Source organism: Paractinoplanes polyasparticus (assembly GCF_019710575.1).
GTDB lineage: Bacteria > Actinomycetota > Actinomycetes > Mycobacteriales > Micromonosporaceae > Actinoplanes > Actinoplanes polyasparticus.
Map to the genome: position 1 here is coordinate 1 of NZ_JAHWFK010000045.1, position 21,312 is coordinate 21,312.

Genomic DNA, 21,312 nt, shown 5'->3' on the forward strand with positions numbered 1-21,312 from the left:
ACCCACACCCCCTACCAGCACAAACCGGCAGAAAAGCTCGCCCTCGCTGCTTGACAAAAACCATAGGGACACCCCCCCCGGTGGGTGGGGTTGGGTGTGAAAGAGAGGGAGCGGCCTACCCCTACCAGGGCCGGCAGTCACTGGGCGAGACGCAGCCGCGGAGAACGGGAAGGGCAGGTTGCCGGGTGAGTTGGTGGTGAGATGGCGGTCGGTGCTCGAAGTCAGGGAACGGAGTGGTCATGGCTGACGCTGATCTGGTGTTCGTCGGGGGGCACGTCTTTGCGGCCGAGGAAGCAGCCACGCCCCGATCGGCGCTGGCGGTCAAGGACGGGCGGATCCTCGCGGTGGGCGGGGACGACGAGATCCGGGAGATGATCGGCGACCGGACCGATGTGGTGGAGCTCGGTGGGCGGCTTCTGCTTCCGGGGTTCCAGGACGCGCACGTCCACGCGGTCATGGGCGGGGTCGAGATGGGGCAGTGCGACCTCACCGGAACTGTCGACCGCGACGAGTACCTGCGACGGATCCGGAACTACGCCGACGAGCACCCGGACGCCGAGTGGATCGTCGGCGGTGGCTGGTCGATGGAGAGCTTCGAGAACGGGGTTCCCGACCGGCGTCTGCTCGATCAGGTGGTGCCGGACCGGCCCGTGTATCTGCTCAACCGGGACCACCACGCGGCCTGGGTCAACACCAGGTCCCTCGAGCTGGCGGGCATCACCGCCGGCACGCCCGACCCGGCCAGCGGGCGGATCGACCGTGACTCCGACGGCAACCCGGTCGGCGCCCTGCAGGAGGGGGCGATGGATCTTGTCACCGTCCCCGAGATGACGCAGACGGAAATGTACGAGGGGCTGCTCCGCGCGCAGGAGCTTCTGCACGGGCTTGGCATCACGGCCTGGCAGGACGCGATGCTGGCCGCCTCGAACGGATACGCCGACGTCTCCGACGCGTACGCGAGGGCGGCGCAGGACGGCACTCTGAGCGCGACCGTCGTCGGCGCCCTCTGGTGGGATCGGGACCGCGGGCTCGAGCAGATCCCGGAGCTGCTGGCCAACCGCGACCGTCTCACCGTCGGCCGGCTGCGCTGCGACTCGGTCAAGCTGATGCTGGACGGCATCGCCGAGAACTTCACCGCTGCGATGACCGAGCCCTACCGCGACTCCTGCGGCTGTGCGACGGCCAACCGCGGGCTCTCCTTCATCGATCCTGAGGCGCTTCCGGCGTACGTCACCGAGCTCGACAAGCTGGGCTTCCAGACACACTTTCACGCGCTCGGCGACCAGGCCGTCCGTAACGCCCTGAACGCGATCGAGGCCGCGCGGAAGGCGAACGGCCCCAGCGACACCCGCCCCCACCTGGCTCACCTGCAGGTGGTGCACGCCGACGACGTGCCGCGGTTCGCCCAGCTCGGGGCCACGGCGAATCTTCAGCCGCTGTGGGCCGCCCACGAGCCGCAGATGGACGAGCTGACCATCCCGTTCCTGGATCCGAGCCTGATCGCCCGTCAGTACCCGTTCGGCGACCTGCACCGCAGCGGCGCCCGGCTGGCCGGGGGCAGCGACTGGCCGGTCAGTTCGCCCGACCCGTTGCAGGGCATCCACGTGGCGGTCAACCGGGTGCTGCACGGGCAGCAGCGGGATCGCTTCCTGCCGGAGCAGTCGCTCGGCCTGCGCACCGCGCTGACGGCTTACACGGCCGGTTCGGCGTACGTGAACCGGCTCGACGACACCGGCAGCCTGCGCCCGGGTTTCCGGGCCGACCTCGTGGTCCTCGACCGGGACCCGTTCGCCGCGCCGCCCGGCGAGATCGGCGACGCCTCGGTGGCGCTCACTTACGTCGCGGGTAGTCGGGTGTACGGCTGACCGCGGCGGGCGCCACGCGCTGGGACGGGACGGTCACCACGCCGGGTCTCGGCACCAGCGCGCCGACGATGACGATCAACCCGAGCACGGCGATCGCGTCGACCCAGTAGTGGTTGCCGGTGACCACGACGACGATCACAGTGAGCACCGGGTGGGCGATCCACAGCCAGCGCTTCCAACCGGCGGTGGTGGCCATGAGCGCGAGCGCCACCACCACGGCCCAGCCGACGTGCAGGGACGGCATGGCCGCGTACTGGTTGCTGAGCGTGTCGGAGTCGGGCGCGCCGTAGACGGAGGGGCCGAACAGCCGGCCGGTGTCGACAATGCCGGCCCAGGGCAGCATGCGCGGCGGCGCGAGCGGGAACACCGCGTGGATGACCAGCGCGAACGCCGTCAGTGTGGCCAGGGTGCGGCGCATCCACAGGTACGTCTCGGGCTTCTTGACGTACATCCAGATGAGCGCGACCGCTGTGGCCGGGAAATGTACGTACGCGTAGAAGCAGTTGGCCGCCCGCACCCACCATTCGTGCGAGAGCAGGCTGGTCTGCAGGCCGGCCTCGTTGGGCAGGTGCAGCACCCGTTCGAAGTGCCAGATCGCCCCGGCGTTGTTCATCGCCTCGGTGACGTGGCCGTCGACGAGCAGACGCCCGGCCTTGTAGGCGAGGAACAGCACGGCCACCAGGGCAAACTCTCGCACCGCACGACGCACCGCTGTGCCGTTCATCTGCACCCCCAAGACGACCAAGGATCGTCCCGAAGTTGCAGACCCGGCAATCATTCACAGTGAGAAACTGATCACTGCCGGCGGCTGACGTTCGGGCGACGCGTACGTGAAGATCAATCGAACGACGAAGGTACCAGCGGCATGCCAACCCTGGTGATCAGCTCGTCGATCGAGATCCCGAACGTCTCGACGACCCGGACCCCGTCCGGTTCGACGGCGAACGTCGCCACGTCGGTGTAAACCCTGCTCACACAGCCACGTCCGGTCAGCGGATAGGTGCACTCGGGCACGAGTTTCGGCCGCCCGTCCTTGGCGAACAGGCTCATCATCACGAAGACCTGCTTGGCCCCGATGGCCAGGTCCATCGCTCCGCCGACGGCCGGGATCGCGTCGGGCGCGCCGGTCGACCAGTTGGCCAGGTCGCCGCCGGCTGACACCTGGAACGCGCCCATGATGCAGACGTCGAGGTGGCCGCCGCGCATCATGGCGAACGAGTCGGCGTGGTGGAAGTACGAGGCGCCGGGCAGCTCGGTGACCGGCTGCTTGCCCGCGTTGGTCAGGTCGGGGTCGATCTCGTCGCCGGTGGCCGGGCGGCCCATTCCGAGCATGCCGTTCTCGGTGTGCAGCACGACGCCGCTGTCCGGCCGCAGGAAGTCGGCGACCATCGTCGGCTGCCCGATGCCGAGGTTGACGTACGCGCCGTCCGGGATGTCGCGCGCGACGATCTCGGCCATCTGCTCGCGGGACAGACTCATCGCGGCACCTCGACGATCCGGTTGACGTAGATGGCGGGCGTGACGACGACCTCGGGATCGAGCGAACCCACCTCGACGATCCGCGACACCTGAGCGATCGTCACGGCGGCGGCGGTGGCCATCACCGGCCCGAAGTTGCGGGCCGTCTTGCGGTAGACCAGGTTGCCCATCCGATCGGCGACGTGGGCCCGGATCAGCGCCACGTCGCCGCGGATCGGGTATTCCAGCAGGTACTCGCGGCCGTCGATGACCCGCGACTCCTTGCCCTCGGCCAGCGGCGTGCCCACCCCGGTCGGGCTGAAGAACGCGCCGATCCCGGCTCCGGCCGCGCGCAGTCGCTCGGCCAGGTTGCCCTGCGGCACGACCTCGAGCTCGATCCGGCCCGCGCGGTACAGCCCGTCGAACACCCACGAGTCGGACTGCCGCGGGAAACTGCACACCACCTTGCGTACGCGACCGGCCGCCAGCAATGCCGCCAGCCCGGTGTCCCCGTTGCCCGCGTTGTTGCTGACGATTGTCAGGTCGCCCGCGCCGTGCTCGATGAGCGCATCGATCAGGTCGACCGGCATCCCGGCCATGCCGAACCCGCCGACGAGCACGGTGTCGCCGTCCTTGACGACCGAAACAGCGTCCTCCGCCGAAACGATCATGAAGGCTCCCCCAGCACCTGCTGGGCGATCCGGAAGGCCGTGTTGGCGGCCGGCACTCCGCAATAGATCGCGCTCTGCAACAGCACTTCCTTGATCTCGTCGTCGGTCAGCCCGTTGGTGCGGGCGGCGCGCAGGTGCATCGCCAGCTCCTCCTGGTGACCCAGGGCCACCAGCGCGGTCAAGGTGATCATCGAGCGGCTGCGGCGGTCCAGGCCGGGGCGGGTCCAGATCTCCCCCCACGCGTACGCGGTGATGAGCTCCTGAAAATCCCGGGTGAACGGTGTCGTGCCGGCCACGGCCCGGTCGACGTGCTCGTCGCCGAGCACCTGCCGCCGCACCCTCATGCCGGCCTCGCGCACCCGGTCGAGCGTGGCCGGGCCGCCGAAGTGGTCGTCGAGCAGCGCCGCCACCTCGTCCGGCTTCTCGGCCGGTGCGAGATGGGCCGCGTTCTCGAGCACCACCAGCCGGCCGTTGCGGACCCGGGTCGCTATCCGGGCCAGGCCCTCGGGCGGCGTCGGCAGATCGTCGGCGCCGGCGATGGCAAGGACCGGCGTGGTGATCTCGCCCAGCCGGTCCCGCACGTCGAACGCGGCCAGCGCCTCGCACACCAGCGCATAGCTTTCCGGGTCGGCTGCGCGCAGCGAGTCGAGCAGCGCCGCCGCCACCGCGGGCGACCGCTGGGCGAAGCCGGGCGCGAACCACCGCTGCTGGGAGGCGCCGACCACGGCATGCACCCCGTCGGCCCGGACGGTCTCGGCCCGCTGCCGCCAGCCGGTGCTCTCCCCGATCTTGGCCCCGGTGCAGACCAGCGCGGCCGACTCGACCCGCCCCGGCGCGTCGAGCAGCAGCTGCAACCCGACCGCGCCGCCCACCGAGACGCCCGCGTACCGGAACGGCTCGCCCGGCCGCAGCTGGTCGGCCAGCGTGAGGACCCCACGGGCCAGACCGGCGATCCCGAAGCCGCCGTACGCGGGTTCGCTGCCGCCGTGGCCGGGCAGGTCCCAGCCGACCACGTGGTGCCCGCCCTGGAGCTGCTCGGCTGCCCGCCGCCAGAGCGCCTCGGCCGAGGTGCCCAGCGACGGCCCGAGCAGCAGCAACGGGCGTCCGGGAGCGTCGACGAGCGTGGTCGCGGTCAGCATGGCTACTCCCCCGCTCGCGCCAGCACGGCGTCGATGATCTCGTCCGTAGCGCCACGGTACGGCCGCTGCGAACCGCCGCCGACCGAGCTGGCGTGGCCGGCAGGTTCAGCCGCCGCGGCCCCTTCGCGCGGGCCACCCGAAGCGGCGCCGGCGACTGAAGCGGCGCGGGTGGAAGATCCGTTTTGAACGCCGCCGGGGCCATCCCCACCCCCCGCCCGCCCTGGGGAAGAGGAAGGGGACTTTACGCGGCTGTCAAGCCCGCCCGGCCCGGTTATCCACAGGCCGGCCGCATCGGCACCACGCTGCGGGCCACCGGCCATGCCGTACTTGCGCTGCTCGGCGTCGATGCCAGGTCGGGCGGCGGCCAGCGTCGCGGCCATCCGCTGGTCATCGACGCGCAGACCCGCCAGCATGTCGGCGGTCTGGGAACCGGCGGTGACTGTACGGCGGGCGAGTGCGCGCAGGGTGGCCCACTCGACGTGCCAGGCGCCGTCGGCTCGCTCGTCCACCATCGTGGCGGCGGCCGTGTGCAGGGTCGCGGCGAGCGGCGGCCCGGCGAGAGCAGCCCGGCGCACCAGCACGGCCAGGGTCGGATTGCGCTTGTTCGGCATCGCCGACGAGCCGCCACTCTGGACGAGGGACAGTTCACCGATCTCGGGTCGCGCGAGCGTCAGCACGTCGTTGGCTATCCGGCCCCACGCGTCGGTGCAGGTGACGAGCGCGTCCCCGAACCGGGTGAACGACGCCCGGCTGGTGTGCCACGGCTGGTGCGGTGGCAGGCCCAGCCGCGCGGCAGTGGCGCCGACCCGGGCGACGGCCCGGTCGGGCGAGCCTTCGACGGCGACGACGGCGGCCAGGCTGCCGGCCGCGCCGCCGATCTGAACGGGCAGGTCGGCTGCGGCGGCGAGCAGGTCACGCGCGTCGAGCACTCCTTGCAGCCAGCCGGCGACCTTCAGACCGAACGTGATCGGCACCGCGTGCTGGGTGAGCGTGCGCCCCGCCATGTCGGTGTGCCGATGGCGGTCGGCCAGCGCGGCCAGGGTGACGATCTGGGCCGCGAGGTCGTCGCGGATGCGGGCGGCGGCGTCGCGCAGGCAGAGCACCAACGCCGTGTCGAGCACGTCCTGGCTGGTGAGGCCCCGATGAAGTTCTTCGGGAGCGTTCCGTGAGCGCAGGAGTGCCAGCAACGGGATGACGGGGTTGCCGCCGTCCTCGGACGCAGCGGCCAGCGCCGGCAGATCATCCGGCCCGGCCAGCTCGAGCAGGTCGGAACCGAGCGGACCGGCGCCGCGCGCATCGAGAGGGGGCGGGGAGGAATCGAGCCAGGCCGACTCGACGCGCAGCATGGCGGCCAGCACGCTCGCGTCGGTGCAGATCTCGCCGCTGCGGGCGTCGCCGGGCCAGAGCAGGTCGCTCATCGGCGCCGGCTCATCGGGCCTGCCGGGGATAGCTCAGGAACACCGTCTCACCCTCGCCCTGCAGGTGGATGTCGAAGAGCAGCCCACGCTGTTCGCGGGTGGTGATCAGCGTAGCGCGGCGCTCCGGTTCCAGGCCGTCGAGCAGCCCGTCCGGTTCGCTGCCGGGCAGGTAGGCGCGGGTGAAGAGCCGGTCGGTGAGGCCGCGGGCGAAGATCGTGACCGCGAAGAACGGGCGGCGGCCGGGCTCGGCCGGGCCGGGGGTCAGCGTCGAGAACCAGTAGTGACCGTCGCCGTCGGTCTGGGCGCGGCCCCAGCCGGTGAACGTGAAGCCGTCGCGGCGGATCGAGCCGGTCGCGCGCGGCACCCGGCCGTCCGGACCGGCCTGCCAGAGCTCGATCAGGGCGTCCGGCACCGGGGTTCCCTCGCCGTCCAGGACCCGCCCGTGCAGGCGTACGGCGTCGGGGTACCCCGCCGGGACCAGCAGGTTGCCACCTTCGAAGGGCAGCCCGAGGTGGAAGAACGGTCCGACGGTCTGACCGGGCGCGTAGCTCACGATTCCTCCAGGGGCGTGCGGTGCGTGCCGCTGAGCACGATGTCCCAGCGGTAGCCCAGGCTCCGCTCCGGTGTGGTCACGCTGTGGTCGTATGCGGCGACCAGCAGCTCGCGGGCCTTGGGGTCGGTGACCGACTGGTAGATGGGGTCGAGGTCGAACAGCGGGTCCCCCGGGAAGTACATCTGGGTCACCAGGCGCTGCGTGAAGTCCGTGCCGAACAGCGAGAAGTGGATGTGCGCGGGCCGCCAGGCGTTGACGTGGTTGCGCCACGGGTAGGCGCCCGGCTTGACCGTCCGGAACGTGTAGACGCCGTCGCCGTCGGTCAGGCAGCGTCCGGCCCCGATGAAGTTCGGGTCGAGCGGCGCTGGATGCTGGTCGCGCTGGTGCCAGTAGCGTCCGGACGCGTTGGCCTGCCAGATCTCGACGAGCTGGTGGCGCACGGGCCGGCCGTCGCCGTCGGTCACCCGGCCGGTGACGATGATCCGCTCGCCCAGGGGCTCGCCCGAGCGCTGGATGGTCAGGTCGGCCTCGGCGTCGTCGATGTCCGCGGCCCCGAAGCACGGCGCCCACAACTCGACGCCCTCGGGGTCGACCTGGTGCAGGTCCCGCGTCGGATACCGCAGCACGCTGCTGCGGTAGGGCGGGTAGTCCCGGCGCGGCTGCGGACCGCCACTCCCCCGCAGCTCGTCGATCTCGCGATAGATGTCCGCCTGGGTCGTCACGATGGCGACGCTAGACCAGCCCGCCGGACGCCACGATACTTACCTTCCATTGAACGGAAGGGGTGGCCTTGGCGGCCAGCGTGACCTCTCGTGCGCTCGATCTGCTGGGCGCGTTCGACGCCGAGCATCGCAGTCTGACGCTGAGCGAGCTCGCCCGCCGGGCCGGGCTGCCGCTGGCGACCGCCCACCGGCTGGTCGGCGAGCTGCACCGGTGGGGCGCGCTGTCGCGGCTGGCCTCGGGCGAGTACGTGATCGGGCGCCGGCTGTGGGATCTCGGGCTGCTCGCGCCGGTGCAGTCCGGGTTGCGCCAGGCGGCTTCGCCCTTCCTGCACGACCTGTACGGGGCCACGCTGGCCACGGTGCATCTCGCGGTCCGCGACGGGTGCGAGGTGCTCTACGTCGACCGGCTCGCCGGGCACGTCTCGGTCCCGGTCGTCAGCGCGGTCGGCTCGCGGCTTCCCCTGCACGCCACCGGGGTGGGCAAGGTCCTTCTGGCGTACGCCCCGGAGGCCGTCCGCGCCGAGGCGTTCGGCCGGCTGACCCGGATCACGCCGTACACCGTCACCCAGCCGGCGCGGCTCGCCGAGCAACTGCGGCGGGTCCGGGCCGAGGGGTACGCGACCACGGGCGAGGAGATGAGCCTGGGCGCCTGCTCGGTGGCCGTGCCCGTGGGCGGCGACAGCGTGGTGGCCGCGCTCGGCATCGTCGTGCCCGATCTGCGCCGCGACAAGGCCCGGCTCGTGGCCGCGCTGCAGGTGGCCGCGCGCGGGATCGCCCGTACGCTCGCTTCCGCTGAGTGAAAAAGGGGGCTTGCCGCCCGGCCCGCACTGCCGTTGGCTGACCCCATGCGCACCCAGGTCGCCATCATCGGCGCCGGCCCGGCCGGACTGCTCCTCGCCCACCTGCTGCACCGCGGCGGCGTCGACGCGGTGGTGCTCGAGACCCGCTCGCAGGAGTACGTGGCCGCACGCATCCGGGCCGGGATCCTGGAGAGCTCGACCGTGGAGCTGCTCGAGTCGGCCGGGCTCGGCGAGCGGCTGCGGGCCGAGGGGCACGAGCACCGCGGCATCTATCTGCAGATGCCCGGCGAGCGCCACCACCTCGACTTCGTCGACCTGGCCGGGCGGAGCGTGTGGGTCTACGGCCAGACCGAGGTGCAGAAGGACCTGGTCGCGGCGGGCACGGCCGAGGTCCACTACGAGGTGACGGATGTCGAGCCGCACTCGGTGGACGCGGACCCGTACGTCACCTTCATCGACTCGGCGGGAACCCGGCAGCGCCTCGACGCCGATGTCATCGCGGGGTGTGACGGCTCGTTCGGCCCGTCCCGCGCGGCGGCCGCACCGGCGGAGATGTACGAGCGGGTGTACCCGTACTCGTGGCTCGGGATCCTGGCCGACGTCGCGCCCTCGACCGACGAGCTGATCTACGCGTGGCACCCCGACGGTTTCGCGCTGCACTCGATGCGCTCCGAGACCGTCAGCCGCCTCTATCTGCAGGTGCCCAACGGCACCGACCCGGCCGACTGGCCCGACGACCGGATCTGGGCCGAGCTGGCCACCCGCCTCGGCCACGGTCAGGACGGCTGGAAGCTGACGCCGGGCCCGGTCACCGACAAGAGCGTGCTGCCGATGCGCAGCTACGTGCAGACCCCGATGCGGCGCGGCCGCCTGTTCCTGGCCGGCGACGCCGCCCACATCGTGCCGCCCACCGGCGCCAAGGGCCTGAACCTGGCCGTCGCCGACGTGGCGCTGCTGAGCACTGCGCTGATCGCCCTGCTGCGCGAGGGCGATTCCCGGCTCGCCGACAGCTATTCCGACGACGCGCTGCGCCGGGTCTGGCGGTGCACGCACTTCTCGTGGTGGATGACGACCATGCTGCACACCGGCGGCGACCCGTTCGACGCGCAGCTCCAGCTCTCCCAGCTGCGGTGGGTCACCACGAGCACGGCCGGAGCGACCGGACTGGCGGAGAATTACGCCGGCCTTCCGCTCGGATTCTGAGGATCCTTCCCGCGTACGCACCCCGGACGGAGGATCCCGACGCGGAACAGCCCTTGGCTGGATGCCGTGACCACGGACGACGATCGTGAAGTGGTCACGGACAGTCAAGGAGAAAATGATCGTGTCCGGCATCGCGGGCGCCCGCCTGCACGGCCGCTCGCCCCGCCTCATCATCGGCCTCGGGCTGCTGCTGATCGGCGCCGGCTCGGCCCTGACCGTGCTTCTGCTCGGGCCGGGCTCGAGCTGGCCCGCGCTGGTCGCCGGCTACGCGGTCATCGGCGCCGGCGTCGGCCTGGTCATGCCCACGCTCGCCGAGGCGGCGATGGCAGCGGTCCCGCGGGAGCGGGGCGGCATGGCCGCGGGCGCGGTCAACACGGCCCGCCAGCTCGGCTTCGCGATCGGCATCGCGGTGCTGGGCACGGCCTTCGCCGGACGCGCCCGGGCCCACCTGACCGACGCCGGCCTGCCGGACGCCGCGGACGCCGCCCACGGGCTGGCCGCCGGGCAGGCGGGCCGCATCCTGGCCGCCACCCCCGAGCCCGTGCGGGCCACCGTGGACGCCGCGCTGCGCGGCGCGGCCGTGGCCGGTCTGGACGCGGCCTTCCTGGTCGCGGCGGCCGCCGGCGTGGTCGCGGGCATCGCCGTGCTGCTGCTGGTCCGCCCGGCCCGAGCCGGACGGCCGTCAGACGACCGGGCCCCGCAGCAGGCCGTTCTCCATCAGTGAGACGGCCAGCTTGACCCGGGTGAACAGGGGCACGGTCTCGCACGTGCGGACCTCGCGGATCGCGGCGACCTCGCTGGTCAGGTAGCGGTACAGCGCCGCGGCGTCCGGGCACAGCGCGATGGCCACGAGCGACGCGGCGCCGGTCACCGCCGAGGCCCAGGCCAGCGGGCGGTGATCGGCGAGCCGGGCTCCCACCGAGGCGAGGTCGGCCGGCGCGACCGTGAACCACAGATACGCCATCTCGCGGAAGCCCAGCGCGGTGGTGGCTGTGTCCAGGTCGAACCGGATGTGGCCGGTCTCGGCCAGGTTCTGCAGGCGCAGCGCGACCTTGCGCTGCGTCCATCCGGTGGCCTCGGCCAGGGCCGCGTAACTGGCCCGGCCGTCGTGCCCCAGGGCGACGAGCAGCGGCCTGTCCTCGGCGGTCAGCCCGCCCGGGCCCGCGGGCTCGGGCGCGCCGGGCGCGCCGGCCAGCAGCTCGCGTCGCTGATCGCTGCCGAGCTGGTCGGCCGACGTGACCCAGTCCGCCTCGCCGCGCCCGATGAACCGGTGCAGCACCTGGTGCGACGTCAGTGACAGCACATTCGCCGCGCGGGGCAGGTGGTGGAGCAGCCCCTCCCGGCTCTCGGGCTGTCCCTCGTCCACGGTCACCTGACAGATCAGCTCGGCACCGCCGGCGCTGATCGAGACCCAGCTCGTGTCTGTTCGCTTGGCCAGCGCGGCCGCCGTGGCGGAGGCGGTGCCGGGCCGGCAGCCGATGCGCAGCAGCCACGAGCTCGTGGCGCCGGCCGAGTTCACGATGCCGAACACTCGTACCAGCCCGTGCGTGCGCATGCGCTGATAGCGCCGGGAGACGGTCTGCTCCGAGACACCGAGCACCATGGCCAGACGAGCGAAGGGAACCCGGGGCGAGAGCTGGAGCCCGTGAATGATCTGCCGGTCCAGCCGGTCGGTGGCGGCGGGCCCGGCCGGAGACAGCGCCGGCACTGCCGGATCGTAACCCCCAGCCCACGTCGCATGCATGCACAAGTGAATATATCCGCAGGTCAACGTGTGGGTGGATTCGACCGTGCGGGGACTGGCAAGGCGGGCCGGGACCGCTATCGTGGGGCGCGGCCGACCGCATTGGAGCATCTCTTGTCCTCGCCCCGCCTCGACGCCGAGGAACCCTCGCACGAGCTCGACGCCGGCCCGCCGTCGCCGGCGTCGACCAGCGAACGCCGGATCGGCTCGCTCGAGATCCTCGCCGGGCTGCTCGTGCTGCTGGTCGTCTTCCGCGACCCACTGTCCGATCTGGTCTCCGGGCCCGCGCTGCAGACCTGGACCACGGTGTTCGTCTCGGTGCTCGTGCAGGCCGCGCCGTTCCTGGCCTTCGGCGTGGCGCTGTCGGCAGTGATCGCGGTCTTCGTTCCGCGGTCGTTCTGGGCCAAGGCCCTGCCGAGCCATCCCGCGCTGGCCGTGCCGACGGCCGGGCTCGCCGGCGTGGTGCTGCCCGGCTGCGAATGCGGCAGCGTGCCGATCGCCGGCTCGCTCATCCGGCGCGGGGTCACCCCGGCCGCGGCGCTGGCGTTCCTGCTGGCCGCGCCGGCCATCAACCCGATCGTCCTCACCGCCACCGTCATCGCCTTCCCCGGCCGCCCCGAGATGGCTGTCGCCCGCGGGCTCGCCAGCCTGGTCGTGGCGGTGCTGATCGGATGGCTGTGGCTGCGCCTGGGCAAGAACGAATGGATCCGGCTGCCGCACCGGCCCGAGCTCGACACCCTGCCCAAGTGGCAGGCCTTCTGGGCCGCCTGCCGGCACGACGTGCTGCACGCCGGCGGCTTCCTGGTGATCGGCGCGGCCGCCGCCGCCACCATCAACGTGGTCGTGCCCGAGGCCTGGCTGACCAGTCTCGCCGCCAACGCCGTGCTGTCGATCCTCGTCCTGGCCGTCCTGGCCGTCCTGCTCTCGATCTGCAGTGAGGCCGACGCGTTCGTGGCCGCCTCGCTGAGCCAGTTCTCGCTCACGTCGCGGCTGGTCTTCCTGGTCGTCGGCCCGATGGTCGACCTCAAGCTGATCTCCATGCAGACCGGCGTGTTCGGGCGGCGGTTCGCCTCCCGCTTCGCCCCGGCCACGTTCGTGGTGGCGGTGCTGGTCGGCACGGCTTTCGGGGTGGTTCTGCTGTGAACAAGCTGACCCAGGGCGTCGTGTTGCTGCTGTTCGGCGGCGCGATCCTGCGCGCGTCCGTCACCGACCTCTACCTGCGCTACGTCAAGGAAGGGCTCCGCCCGTTCCTGATCGCGACCGGGCTGTTGCTGGTGACCGCCGCGATCATGACCCTCTGGTACTCGTTCCGCGAGACACCGTCCGACGAGGACGATCACGGGCACGAGCACCACGGGCCCAGCGTGGGCTGGCTGCTGATCCTGCCCGTGCTGGGGCTGCTGCTGGTCGCGCCGCCGGCCCTCGGGTCGTACGCGGCCAATCAGGCCGGCAGCGTCGTCGCCGAACCGGTCGGCGGGTCCGACTATCCGGCGCTGCCCGCGGGCGACCCGGTCGAGCTCAGCCTGGTCGACTACGCGTCGCGGGCCCTGTTCGACGCGGGCAAGAGCCTCGGCGGGCGCGAGATCAGTCTCACCGGGTTCATCACCGTCGCGCCGGACGGGTCGCCGATGCTGGCCCGCATGGTGCTCTCGTGCTGCGCCGCCGACGGCCGTCCCATCAAGATCGGCCTCGACGGGCGCACGCCGATCGACGTCCCCGCCGACACGTGGGTCCAGCTCACCGGCGTCTACACCGCACGCACGGCCAAGGACCCGGTCAACAACGTCGACGTGGCCTACTTCGACGTACGCACGTGGCAGGAGATCCCCGAGCCCAAGCAGCCCTACGCATGACCCCGACGGCGCCCGCGCCGGACCACCGACAGCGCCGGTGGCCGGCCGCAGCAGCCCTCGTGGTCGCCCTCGCCGCCGGTTCCTTCCTGTTGTTCGGCGGCACCGGCGACGCCCCCACGCCTCCGCCGCCGGCTCGCACCGACGCGAAGTCCGTGTGGCCCGGCGCGAAACGGGCCGACCTGCCCGCCGCCCTGCCCGACGGGCCGTTGTTCACGCCGACGATCTTTCTCGACGCGACGACCGCGGTCGGCACCGCGCCGTCGCCGGCCGGCGACCAGTCGCGGCTGCTGCTGCGCTCCGGCTCCCAGCTGCGCGAGCTGCGCCGTCTGCCGCTCGACGGCAACCCGCAGTTCGAGGCGTTCACGGCCGACGACAACCAGATCTTCTGGGCCGAGTCGACAGCCGGCTCTCCGGCCGTACGGCTGTGGACCGCCGACCGCAGCGGCGGCCCGGCCCGCCCGCTGACCGCCGACACCGGCCGGGCGGTGTTCTTCGGCAACCAGTACGACCTGGTGGTGGCCGACGGCGAGCTGCACTGGGCGGCCGCCCCGGGCGACGTCGCCGAGGCCACCGAGATCCGCTCGATCCCCGTCGGCGGCGGAAAGGTCACCGTACGCACCGAGCAGGGTCAGTGGTCGCAGTCGGCCTGGCCGTGGCTGGTCGACGACGGCAGCACGTCCGGCGAGCCCCGCCTGCGCAACCTGGCCACGTCGCGCGACGTGAAGATCGCCGTCAGCGGCCTCGACGTGCTCACCTGCGGACCGGTGTGGTGCCGGGCCATGGTGATGGGCGAGGAGACATTGACCCGCATCGACCTCGTCCGCCCGGACGGCGGCGACCGCCGCAAGATCGCCGGGGGCGCCGCCCAGTCCGCGATCACCGACGTCGCCGTCCTCGACCGCTTCGAGATTCTCTCGGAACCGGGCCCCGACACCGACCTCACCGGGGCGGCCGCGTTGGTCGTGTACGACATCACCACCGGTCGTACGGTCGACGTCGCGCCCGACGCCGACGGCGCCTTCGCCCGCGGCGGCATGCTCTGGTGGTCGACCACCACCGGCGACGAGGAGATCACCTGGCACACCCTGGACCTCCGGACCGTGCCCTAGGGTCTGTTGCGCAGCGGGGGTGGGAGCGAGGCGCGGTCCAGATTTCGTCTGGTGGTGGCCCGCGGAAGCCCGGCTCCCGGTGTTGGAACCGGGTTTTCGCGGGACGCCGCCAGGCGGGATCTGGGCCGCGCCGCAGCCCCGGCCCCGCTGCGCAACAGACCCTAGGTCTGTTGCGAGCCTGCGGCTCCCGCGCAGCCGGGCAACGGACCCTGGGCGATCATGACAAGTCCCACACTGCGCCACCGAACGTCCGCGCCCGCACGTCTTCACGGAGGACACTCACCTACCGTGAGGGAGCACGCATGCGGACGAGGGCCTTGACGGCGGCCTTGCTGATGGCAGTTGTCGCTGGTTGCAGGGCAGCCACCAGCCCGCCGAGCCGGCGCCCAGCGCCTCGGCCACCGTAACTCTCAGTGCGCCAACGGTCGCAGCGGAGAAGCCGCAGGCCCGCGCGGTCGCGTTGTCGCGCCTGCCAGCCAACCTGCGCGCCCGGGTGCCCCGGTTCGCGCCGCCACCCCCGGCCGCGCCCAAGGTGAAGGTGCCCGCCGACGGAACGGCCGGGTGGTTCTCCCGGATCCCGACCGACCAGAAGGTCGCCTTCATCACGATCGACGACGGCTGGGTCAAGCACCCGCTCGCGCTGCGGCTGCTCGAGGCCGCCGACGTGCCGGTCACGCTGTTCCTCGAGGTCGACGCGATCCGCTCCGACCCGCAGTACTTCGCCGAGCTCCAGTCGGCCGGGGCCACCATCGAGAACCACACGATCAGCCACCCCAACCTCAAGGGCCGGTCGTACGCCGCCCAGAAGCACGAGATCTGCGGCGGAGCCGACCAGCTGGCGACGCACTTCGGCCGCCGCCCGGTGCTGTTCCGGCCCCCGTTCGGCAGCCACGACCACACCACGCTGCGGGCGTCGCACGACTGCGGGATGAAGGCCGCCTTCTTCTGGAAGGAGACCACCAACAAGGGCAAGGTCCGCTTCCAGGAGGGCTCAGCCGTCAAACCCGGCGACATCATCCTCATGCACTTCCGCGACCGCTTCCCCGACGACTTCCTGGCCGTCCTCCAGGCGGTCCACCGGGCGGGCCTGACCCCGGCCCGCCTCGAGGACTACCTGCCCTGACCCCGGCGGCCACGGCGGCCTGAGACCAGCTGCCCTGGCGTCCACGGGCGCCGCGACCAGCTGCTCCGACACCGATGAGCGCCGCAACCAGCCCTCTGACGCCACATGAGCGCCGCAGCCAGCTGCTCCGACGCCGATGGGCGCCGCGACCGGGGACGAAACCGGTCGCGGCGCCCGCACCTGAAAGCGCGGCCGGCCTAGCCCGATGGCCGGCCGCGCGGCTCAGGCGGCGGAACAGGCCGCGCCGTTGAGAGTGAATCCACTCGGCGCCGCGCTGCTCCCGGTGTGGTTGGCCTGGAAACCGATCGAGACCGACGAGCCGGCCGCGATCGTGCCGTTGTAGCCGGCGTTCCGCGCGGTCACGGACCCCGACGTGGGCGAGTAGGTCGCGTTCCAGCCCGAGGTGATCGTCTGCCCGGCCGGCAGCGTGAAGCCGAGGCTCCAGCCGTTGACCGCCGAGCCGCCGGTGTTGGCGATCGTCACCTGCGCCGTCAGCCCGGTGTTCCACGAGTTCACCGTCGTCGTCACCCGGCACGCACCGCCGGCCGGCGGAGGCGTCGTCGTTGGCGGCGGCGTTGTCGGTGGCGGTGTCGTCGGTGGTGGCGTGGTCGGCGGCGGTGTCGTCGGTGGTGGCGTCGTCGGCGTGGTCGAATCCAAGCCGAAGAACGCGATGGCCAGCCGCGCCATCCCGCTCAGCGGCAACGAATGGCCGACCCCGGCCACGCTGATTCCCTCGACCGGCGCCGTCACTGCCGTGGACCCGTAGCGCGTACGGGTCCAATTGCTCTGCGGCGAATCGGTGAGCACCGGCGTCGCGCTCACACCGAGCACGTTCGTCCACTGCTTGATCTGCTCGCCGAAGTTCGGGTACCGCAGAGTGTCGTCCGTCGTGCCGTGGAAGACCTGCATGCGCGGGCGCCGGCCGGTGTAGCCGGTATAGGCCGCGCGCACCAGATCGCCCCACGCCTGCGCGGTCCGGCTCACCTGACCGTTGGCGCAGGCGCTGTTCCACATCGAGCCGTCGGTCGTGGCGAAACAGCCGAACGGGACGCCCGAGAACGCGGAACCGGCCGCGAACACGTCCGGATAGTCACCGAGCAGGACGTTGGTCATCATCGCGCCCGAGGACGCGCCGGTGACGAACGTGCGGTTCGGGTCGGTGCCGTACCGCTGCTGCACGTAACGCACCATCGACACGATGCCGGCCGGGTCGCTCGTGCTGTCGTGCCGCAGAGCGCCCGCCGTCGACACGTCGTAACACTGCCCCGACCGGGTCGCCGACGGGTACACGACGATGAACCCGTGCTGATCGGCGAGCGAGGCGAACTCCGTACCGGAGAAGAAAGCCGGCCCCGACCCGGTGCAGTAATGCACGGCGACCAGCAGCGCCGGGTTGGCGGCGACGCGGTCCGGCACATACAGGTGCATGCGCAGGTTGGTCGGGTTGGCGCCGAAGCCGGTGACCTCCTGCAGGCTCGCGGCCGACGCCGGCCCGGCCGGAGCAACGAGCGCGAGGCCCACCGCCATCAGCGCCGCGGCCAGGAGCCTTCTCATCGTGACGCGCAGGTCGCGGTGGACGGCCCGGTGCCGGTGCCCTGGAAGCCGAACTCGGTGCTGGCGCCCGCGTTCACCCCGCCGTTGTAGGCGACGTTGGTGAAGCTGACCGCGCCGCTCGAGCCGCTGGCCTGCGCGTTCCACGAGTTCGTGACCGACGAGCCGGACGACAGGGCGAGGCCGGCGGTCCAGCCGTTGATGCGCGCGGCGCCGGCGGTGACCTTCACGGTGGCGACGAAGCCGCCGGTCCACTGGTTCAGCGCGACCGTCGCGGTGCAGCCGTCACCGGCCGGAGGCGGGGTGGTAGTGCTCGGCGGCGGCGTGGAAGTGTTCGGCGGCGGCGTTGCCGTGCTCGGCGGCGGCGTGCTCCCGCCGTTCAGGGCGTCCAAGGCGGCGGTGTACGCGGCCTTCTTGTTGCCGCTGTTGTCGAACAGCAGCGGAGTGCCGCTGGCCCGCCACGAATCCGAGTCACGGATGCCCCACACGGTGATGCCGTTGCAGCGGGTCACCGCGAGACAGGCGCGCACGGCCGAGCCGTACGCGTTGGCCTGGGCCGTTCCGGAACCCTCGATGTCCAGCTCGGTGATCTGCACGTCGACGCCGAGATTGGCGAAACGCTGCAGGTTGGCCTGGTAGTCCGAAGGCAGCGGCGACTGCGCGTTGAAGTGCGACTGGAAGCCGACGCAGTCGATCGGGACACCGCGCGCCTTGAAGTCCTGCACCATGGCGAAGACGGCGTTGCTCTTCGCGTTCTGACCATCGGTGTTGTAGTCGTTGTAGCAGAGCTTCGCGGCCGGATCGGCGGCCCGGGCGGCCCGGAAGGCGGCCTCGATCCAGTCGTTGCCGGTCCGCTGCAGGTTGGAGTCGCGGCGGGCGCCGGAACTGCCGTCGGCGAAGGCCTCGTTGACGACGTCCCACGAGTCGATCTGACCCTTGTAGTGGGTCGCGACCTGAGTGACATGGTTGAGCATGGCGTTGCGCAGCGCGGTGCCGCTCATGTTCTGAGCCCAGCCCGGTTGCTGCTGGTGCCAGGCCAAGGCGTGGCCGCGCACCTTGGCCCCGATGGACTTGGCCCGGGCCACGATCTGGTCGGCGCTGCCGTACGAGAAACTGCCCTGGGTGGGCTCGGTGGCGTCCCACTTCATCTCGTTCTCGGGGGTGACGCTGTTGAACTCGCGGTTGAGGATCCCGGAGTACGTGGAGTCGGAGAGCTTGTACGCGGCTACGGCTGTGCCGAAGTAGCGGCCTTGCTCGGCAGCGGATGCGCCGAGGGTGGTGGCCGCTTCAGCGGTCGGGGCAAGGGCGACCGCACCGGCAGCAGCCACAACGGCGGCAGCGGCAGCGAAGAGGACACGGCGGTGCCTGGGGCGTGGGTCCATGGAGGTGCCTTTCCGAGCTGTGGAGCGTCGGTGGGAGCGCTCCCGGGGATGCGACAGAAAGTGACCCGGATCGATCGAGACATTATCGCCGTGTTTCGGTATCCACAACGGCCAATGTTCTTTCCAGTTGTTCGTTCGTGGTGTCGTTCGTGGGGTTGGGCTGGCTTTATGCCCGTGTTGTGTTGCCGGAAGTTTCGGGGATTCCCCTCCGCCGGGGGGCGCTTTTGCTTGCTTGCGCTGGGACGGCCGGGCCCGAGGGTGCCCACGCCAGGCTGAAAGGGAGCTACGCCTTGTGTGGGCACCCTCGGGCCCGGCCTTGCCGGGGTTTCACCTTGCGGTGGGGTTTGGTCGGCGCTTCTCTGAGCGCGTGGCTGGCCTTTGTCGGCCCGTGCGGGTGTGGGATCTGGCTTCCGCGTGGGGGACGAAGGTAGGGGGCCTGCTTGCGCGGGCCGGCGTGGGTGGTGGGGTGCGCGTTCGCACCGTGCCGCTTGCGCGGGCGGTGGGTGAGACCCCGCGATGGTTTGAGGTGGGGGGATCTCCACGGGTTGGCGAGGGCTTCGGCGTGCGCCCATCGGTTCGCTGGGGCGAGAGGCCAGGCAGGCGCTTCACTCCCCCAAGCCGCTGCGTGGTGAGGACACTCCGGAGCAGCTTCTTAAGCTTGCGCGCACGTGCTTTTCGCCGGCGTGCCTTTCTACGGCTGCCGCGGCGGTCACAACACCGCGCCGGTGCTGCTGTTTGCGTCTTCGCGGATGCGATGTTGGCGGGGTGGCGTTGAGGCGCGCTGCGGCTGCGATACGGTGCCGGGATGCAATCTGGGGTAGAGGCCGCCGTACCCGTGCTCTAGGTGCGTAACGTCGAATCCGCTCAAGCCTTCTATGCCCTGTTCGGCTATCGCAAGATGCAGACAGGCGGTGACGGCGACGCTCGCTGGTCATACCTGAAATGCGGTGAGCACACCCTCCTCCTGGCCTGCGTGCAACCTGCCCTGATCACGCACGAGTTGCCGCTGGTGATCTATCTCTACGTCACCGACCTCGGCGGGACACGCGAGCAGCTGGATTCCGCCGGCCACGACTACCAGCCGGCCGGCTACCCGGATCACGCGCCGGGCGGCGAGCTGCGCACCCAGGACCCGGACGGCAACGTCGTGCTCGTGGGTCAGCGCACGGCGGTAGCTGCAGACGCGCGAACCGCACCGAGCGCACCCGAGGCTCGTACCTCCTTGATGAAACAGGCGGCAGAGGCCATCAGCCGGCGCGGGGGCGCACCCGCAACCTGCCAAGTTCCGGCGGCCGACGGCAGCGCCTGTCCCCGGCCCGCGGAGATCAAGCTCGCCGACACCTGGGGAGCGACTGTCTGGGCGTGCCTGACGCACGCCGACGAGGCGCTGATCAACGCGCCGGGCGCGTTCATCGCCTCTGAAGACGCGCAAGGCCTCGGGCCCTGGCTCAGCCACCGCAGCGCAACGCCGTAACCGTATCGGGAGCGCGCTTCTTCGAGTGGGGCTCGGCGCGCGAATCGACCCGGGCCGCAGGGAGCCCGAACTTGGCGTTGTCGACGGCGGGAAACATCTAGTCTCATGCCGTGGACACGTCATTCGGATGGGTGTTGTTTGCGCTGCTGGGCGTCGCCCTGCTGTACCGGGTGATCCGAACGGCCGTCGCCCACGGCATCGCCGACGCCGAGGAGAAGCGGCGTAAGACCACCAGGAAGTCGCGATAGCCCGTTGGCCCGACATCGGCTGCCATCTCACCGAGACGCGGAAGACGCTCACAGAGCCCCCGCCACGAACTGCGGCTGTCTCCGTGCGCGGCTCACGCTACGGAGTGACACGGGTGTTCTGCCGATCCCCGTGTCAATCGTCAATGGTCATGCCTCAAGATCTGGTTGAGCACGACTCGCATTTGCGTGACCATGAGTTGTTTCTGCGTCAACCAGAACAATGTTGGTTGCCATTATTCGGGGTCGGTCGTGGATGTTCGGTGCGGCGGCGTGGAAGGTGTCGCAGTGCATGACGTAGACGTCGCCGGCTCGACCGGTCACCTCGACGACTCGTAGGTCCACGTCGTCGATACGGAGGCCGTCCATCATGTAGCGGCGCACACGTTGTTCGCCGCCGGCGTGTTCGGGTGGTTCCCAAAGCTCCCGAAGCCAGGAGTTCCCGCCGAGCGCGCGTCGAAGGCTACTGGGATGCGGGGCCTTGCCGGTGTCGTCGATGTAGCGGGTGACCAGGCGATGCGACCCCGTGAGGACAAGGGTGCCGCCGCCTCGCGCCGGGAGGTCCTGCAAGATCATGAAGAGTTGGAGGGCGCGCTCGCCGACGCCGGACCTCAGCGGGACGAAGTCGTTGTGCCAGGCGCCGCCGGTCGGTAGATCCCATTGCTTTGTCCGGGACGGAAAAGTGACCAGGAGCCGTCCCCATCGGCGCGGCGGTTGCCAGCGGCCGGCGCCAAGAAGATCGTCAAGGACGGCGCGGACCGTCGGACTGCCGAGGGCAGCGAACCCCGGCTCGGCCGTAAGAGCGCGCAGTCCGGTGGGCGGGCTCAAGGGCCACGTTGCCGCGCGGTCGCGCACAATCTGATTGCTGTCGCTGAGGTGCTCCCAGATTCGGTCGACCATTGCTGCCGCCTGAGATGCCTCTATCGCGCCGGGAAGAGACAGGAGGCCCGTGTCCCGGAAGCCAGCCAGCTGATCGTCATTCAGCATTGGGCTTCCTCTCGG

21 protein-coding genes are annotated in these 21,312 nt (G+C 71.3%); 10 read left to right on the forward strand and 11 right to left on the reverse strand.

Annotation, left to right across the window (positions count from 1 at the left end):
• Positions 1-239: 239 nt before the first annotated feature.
• Positions 240-1,865, forward strand: a complete 1,626-nt coding sequence (locus KXC43_RS37370) for an amidohydrolase (RefSeq protein WP_221380955.1) — start codon at positions 240-242, stop codon at positions 1,863-1,865.
• Here KXC43_RS37370 and KXC43_RS37375 read toward each other — a convergent pair.
• The 7 genes from KXC43_RS37375 to pcaH all read right to left on the reverse strand — a co-directional run bounded on the left by KXC43_RS37375 (position 1,831) and on the right by pcaH (position 7,826).
• Positions 1,831-2,562, reverse strand: a complete 732-nt coding sequence (locus tag KXC43_RS37375; protein WP_308129430.1) for a phosphatase PAP2 family protein — start codon at positions 2,560-2,562, stop codon at positions 1,831-1,833. The two genes, KXC43_RS37370 and KXC43_RS37375, sit on opposite strands and share 35 nt — an antisense overlap.
• Positions 2,563-2,702: 140 nt before the next feature.
• On the reverse strand, positions 2,703-3,344 hold the full coding sequence (locus tag KXC43_RS37380; protein WP_221380957.1) for a 3-oxoacid CoA-transferase subunit B: 642 nt from the start codon (positions 3,342-3,344) through the stop codon (positions 2,703-2,705).
• The gene (locus tag KXC43_RS37385; protein ID WP_221380958.1) at positions 3,341-3,994 is read right to left on the reverse strand and encodes a 3-oxoacid CoA-transferase subunit A; all 654 of its coding nucleotides are present in this window, start codon (positions 3,992-3,994) and stop codon (positions 3,341-3,343) included. The genes KXC43_RS37380 and KXC43_RS37385 overlap by 4 nt, the downstream gene beginning before the upstream one ends.
• A complete protein-coding gene (gene pcaDC / locus KXC43_RS53620) occupies positions 3,991-5,133 on the reverse strand; it encodes a bifunctional 3-oxoadipate enol-lactonase/4-carboxymuconolactone decarboxylase PcaDC (RefSeq protein ID WP_221380959.1) in 1,143 nt (380 codons plus the stop codon). Before pcaDC ends, KXC43_RS37385 begins: the two co-directional genes overlap by 4 nt.
• A 2-nt stretch (positions 5,134-5,135) precedes the next feature.
• Positions 5,136-6,551 carry a lyase family protein gene (locus KXC43_RS37395; protein ID WP_221380960.1) on the reverse strand — a complete coding sequence of 472 codons (1,416 nt, stop codon included), beginning with the start codon at positions 6,549-6,551 and terminating at the stop codon, positions 5,136-5,138.
• Between the two features lie 10 nt (positions 6,552-6,561).
• Positions 6,562-7,104 carry a protocatechuate 3,4-dioxygenase subunit alpha gene (pcaG, locus tag KXC43_RS37400; RefSeq protein ID WP_221380961.1) on the reverse strand — a complete coding sequence of 181 codons (543 nt, stop codon included), beginning with the start codon at positions 7,102-7,104 and terminating at the stop codon, positions 6,562-6,564.
• Positions 7,101-7,826: a protocatechuate 3,4-dioxygenase subunit beta gene (gene pcaH / locus KXC43_RS37405; RefSeq protein ID WP_221380962.1), complete on the reverse strand. Its 726-nt coding sequence runs from the start codon at positions 7,824-7,826 to the stop codon at positions 7,101-7,103. Before pcaH ends, pcaG begins: the two co-directional genes overlap by 4 nt.
• Before the next feature lie 80 nt (positions 7,827-7,906).
• Between pcaH and KXC43_RS37410 the strand changes: the two genes are divergently transcribed.
• The 3 genes from KXC43_RS37410 to KXC43_RS37420 all read left to right on the forward strand — a co-directional run bounded on the left by KXC43_RS37410 (position 7,907) and on the right by KXC43_RS37420 (position 10,553).
• Positions 7,907-8,626 (forward strand): IclR family transcriptional regulator, encoded by a 720-nt coding sequence (locus KXC43_RS37410; RefSeq protein WP_308129431.1) that lies wholly within the window; start codon positions 7,907-7,909, stop codon positions 8,624-8,626.
• A 45-nt stretch (positions 8,627-8,671) separates the two neighbouring features.
• Positions 8,672-9,829 carry a 4-hydroxybenzoate 3-monooxygenase gene (locus tag KXC43_RS37415; RefSeq protein WP_221380964.1) on the forward strand — a complete coding sequence of 386 codons (1,158 nt, stop codon included), beginning with the start codon at positions 8,672-8,674 and terminating at the stop codon, positions 9,827-9,829.
• Positions 9,830-9,950: 121 nt separating this feature from the next.
• On the forward strand, positions 9,951-10,553 hold the full coding sequence (locus tag KXC43_RS37420) for an MFS transporter (RefSeq protein WP_308129432.1): 603 nt from the start codon (positions 9,951-9,953) through the stop codon (positions 10,551-10,553).
• Here the strand turns inward: KXC43_RS37420 and KXC43_RS37425 are convergent.
• Positions 10,512-11,537, reverse strand: a complete 1,026-nt coding sequence (locus KXC43_RS37425) for an Lrp/AsnC family transcriptional regulator (protein WP_221380965.1) — start codon at positions 11,535-11,537, stop codon at positions 10,512-10,514. The two genes, KXC43_RS37420 and KXC43_RS37425, sit on opposite strands and share 42 nt — an antisense overlap.
• 150 nt (positions 11,538-11,687) lie before the next feature.
• Between KXC43_RS37425 and KXC43_RS37430 the strand changes: the two genes are divergently transcribed.
• From KXC43_RS37430 to KXC43_RS37445, 4 genes are all read left to right on the forward strand, one after another.
• Entirely contained in the window at positions 11,688-12,716 is a 1,029-nt protein-coding gene (locus KXC43_RS37430; protein WP_221380966.1) for a permease, read from the forward strand.
• Positions 12,713-13,426 (forward strand): TIGR03943 family putative permease subunit, encoded by a 714-nt coding sequence (locus tag KXC43_RS37435; RefSeq protein ID WP_221380967.1) that lies wholly within the window; start codon positions 12,713-12,715, stop codon positions 13,424-13,426. Before KXC43_RS37430 ends, KXC43_RS37435 begins: the two co-directional genes overlap by 4 nt.
• Positions 13,423-14,535: a hypothetical protein gene (locus KXC43_RS37440; RefSeq protein ID WP_221380968.1), complete on the forward strand. Its 1,113-nt coding sequence runs from the start codon at positions 13,423-13,425 to the stop codon at positions 14,533-14,535. Before KXC43_RS37435 ends, KXC43_RS37440 begins: the two co-directional genes overlap by 4 nt.
• 460 nt (positions 14,536-14,995) lie before the next feature.
• Positions 14,996-15,658, forward strand: a complete 663-nt coding sequence (locus tag KXC43_RS37445; protein WP_255645512.1) for a polysaccharide deacetylase family protein — start codon at positions 14,996-14,998, stop codon at positions 15,656-15,658.
• 222 nt (positions 15,659-15,880) lie between these two features.
• Here the strand turns inward: KXC43_RS37445 and KXC43_RS37450 are convergent, their stop codons facing one another.
• Positions 15,881-17,212: an extracellular catalytic domain type 1 short-chain-length polyhydroxyalkanoate depolymerase gene (locus KXC43_RS37450; protein WP_221380969.1), complete on the reverse strand. Its 1,332-nt coding sequence runs from the start codon at positions 17,210-17,212 to the stop codon at positions 15,881-15,883.
• Positions 17,209-18,591, reverse strand: a complete 1,383-nt coding sequence (locus KXC43_RS37455) for a glycoside hydrolase family 10 protein (protein WP_221380970.1) — start codon at positions 18,589-18,591, stop codon at positions 17,209-17,211. Before KXC43_RS37455 ends, KXC43_RS37450 begins: the two co-directional genes overlap by 4 nt.
• Before the next feature lie 844 nt (positions 18,592-19,435).
• Here KXC43_RS37455 and KXC43_RS37460 point away from each other — a divergent pair.
• The gene (locus tag KXC43_RS37460; protein ID WP_255645513.1) at positions 19,436-20,065 is read left to right on the forward strand and encodes a VOC family protein; all 630 of its coding nucleotides are present in this window, start codon (positions 19,436-19,438) and stop codon (positions 20,063-20,065) included.
• Positions 20,066-20,175: 110 nt separating this feature from the next.
• Complete coding sequence (locus tag KXC43_RS37465) at positions 20,176-20,313, forward strand: hypothetical protein (RefSeq protein ID WP_221380971.1); 138 nt, start codon at positions 20,176-20,178, stop codon at positions 20,311-20,313.
• A gap of 147 nt (positions 20,314-20,460) precedes the next feature.
• On the opposite strand, the gene KXC43_RS37470 is transcribed toward KXC43_RS37465, so the two are convergent.
• Positions 20,461-21,297, reverse strand: coding sequence for a phytanoyl-CoA dioxygenase family protein (locus KXC43_RS37470; protein WP_221380972.1), 837 nt, complete (start codon positions 21,295-21,297; stop codon positions 20,461-20,463).
• Positions 21,298-21,312 lie beyond the last annotated feature (15 nt).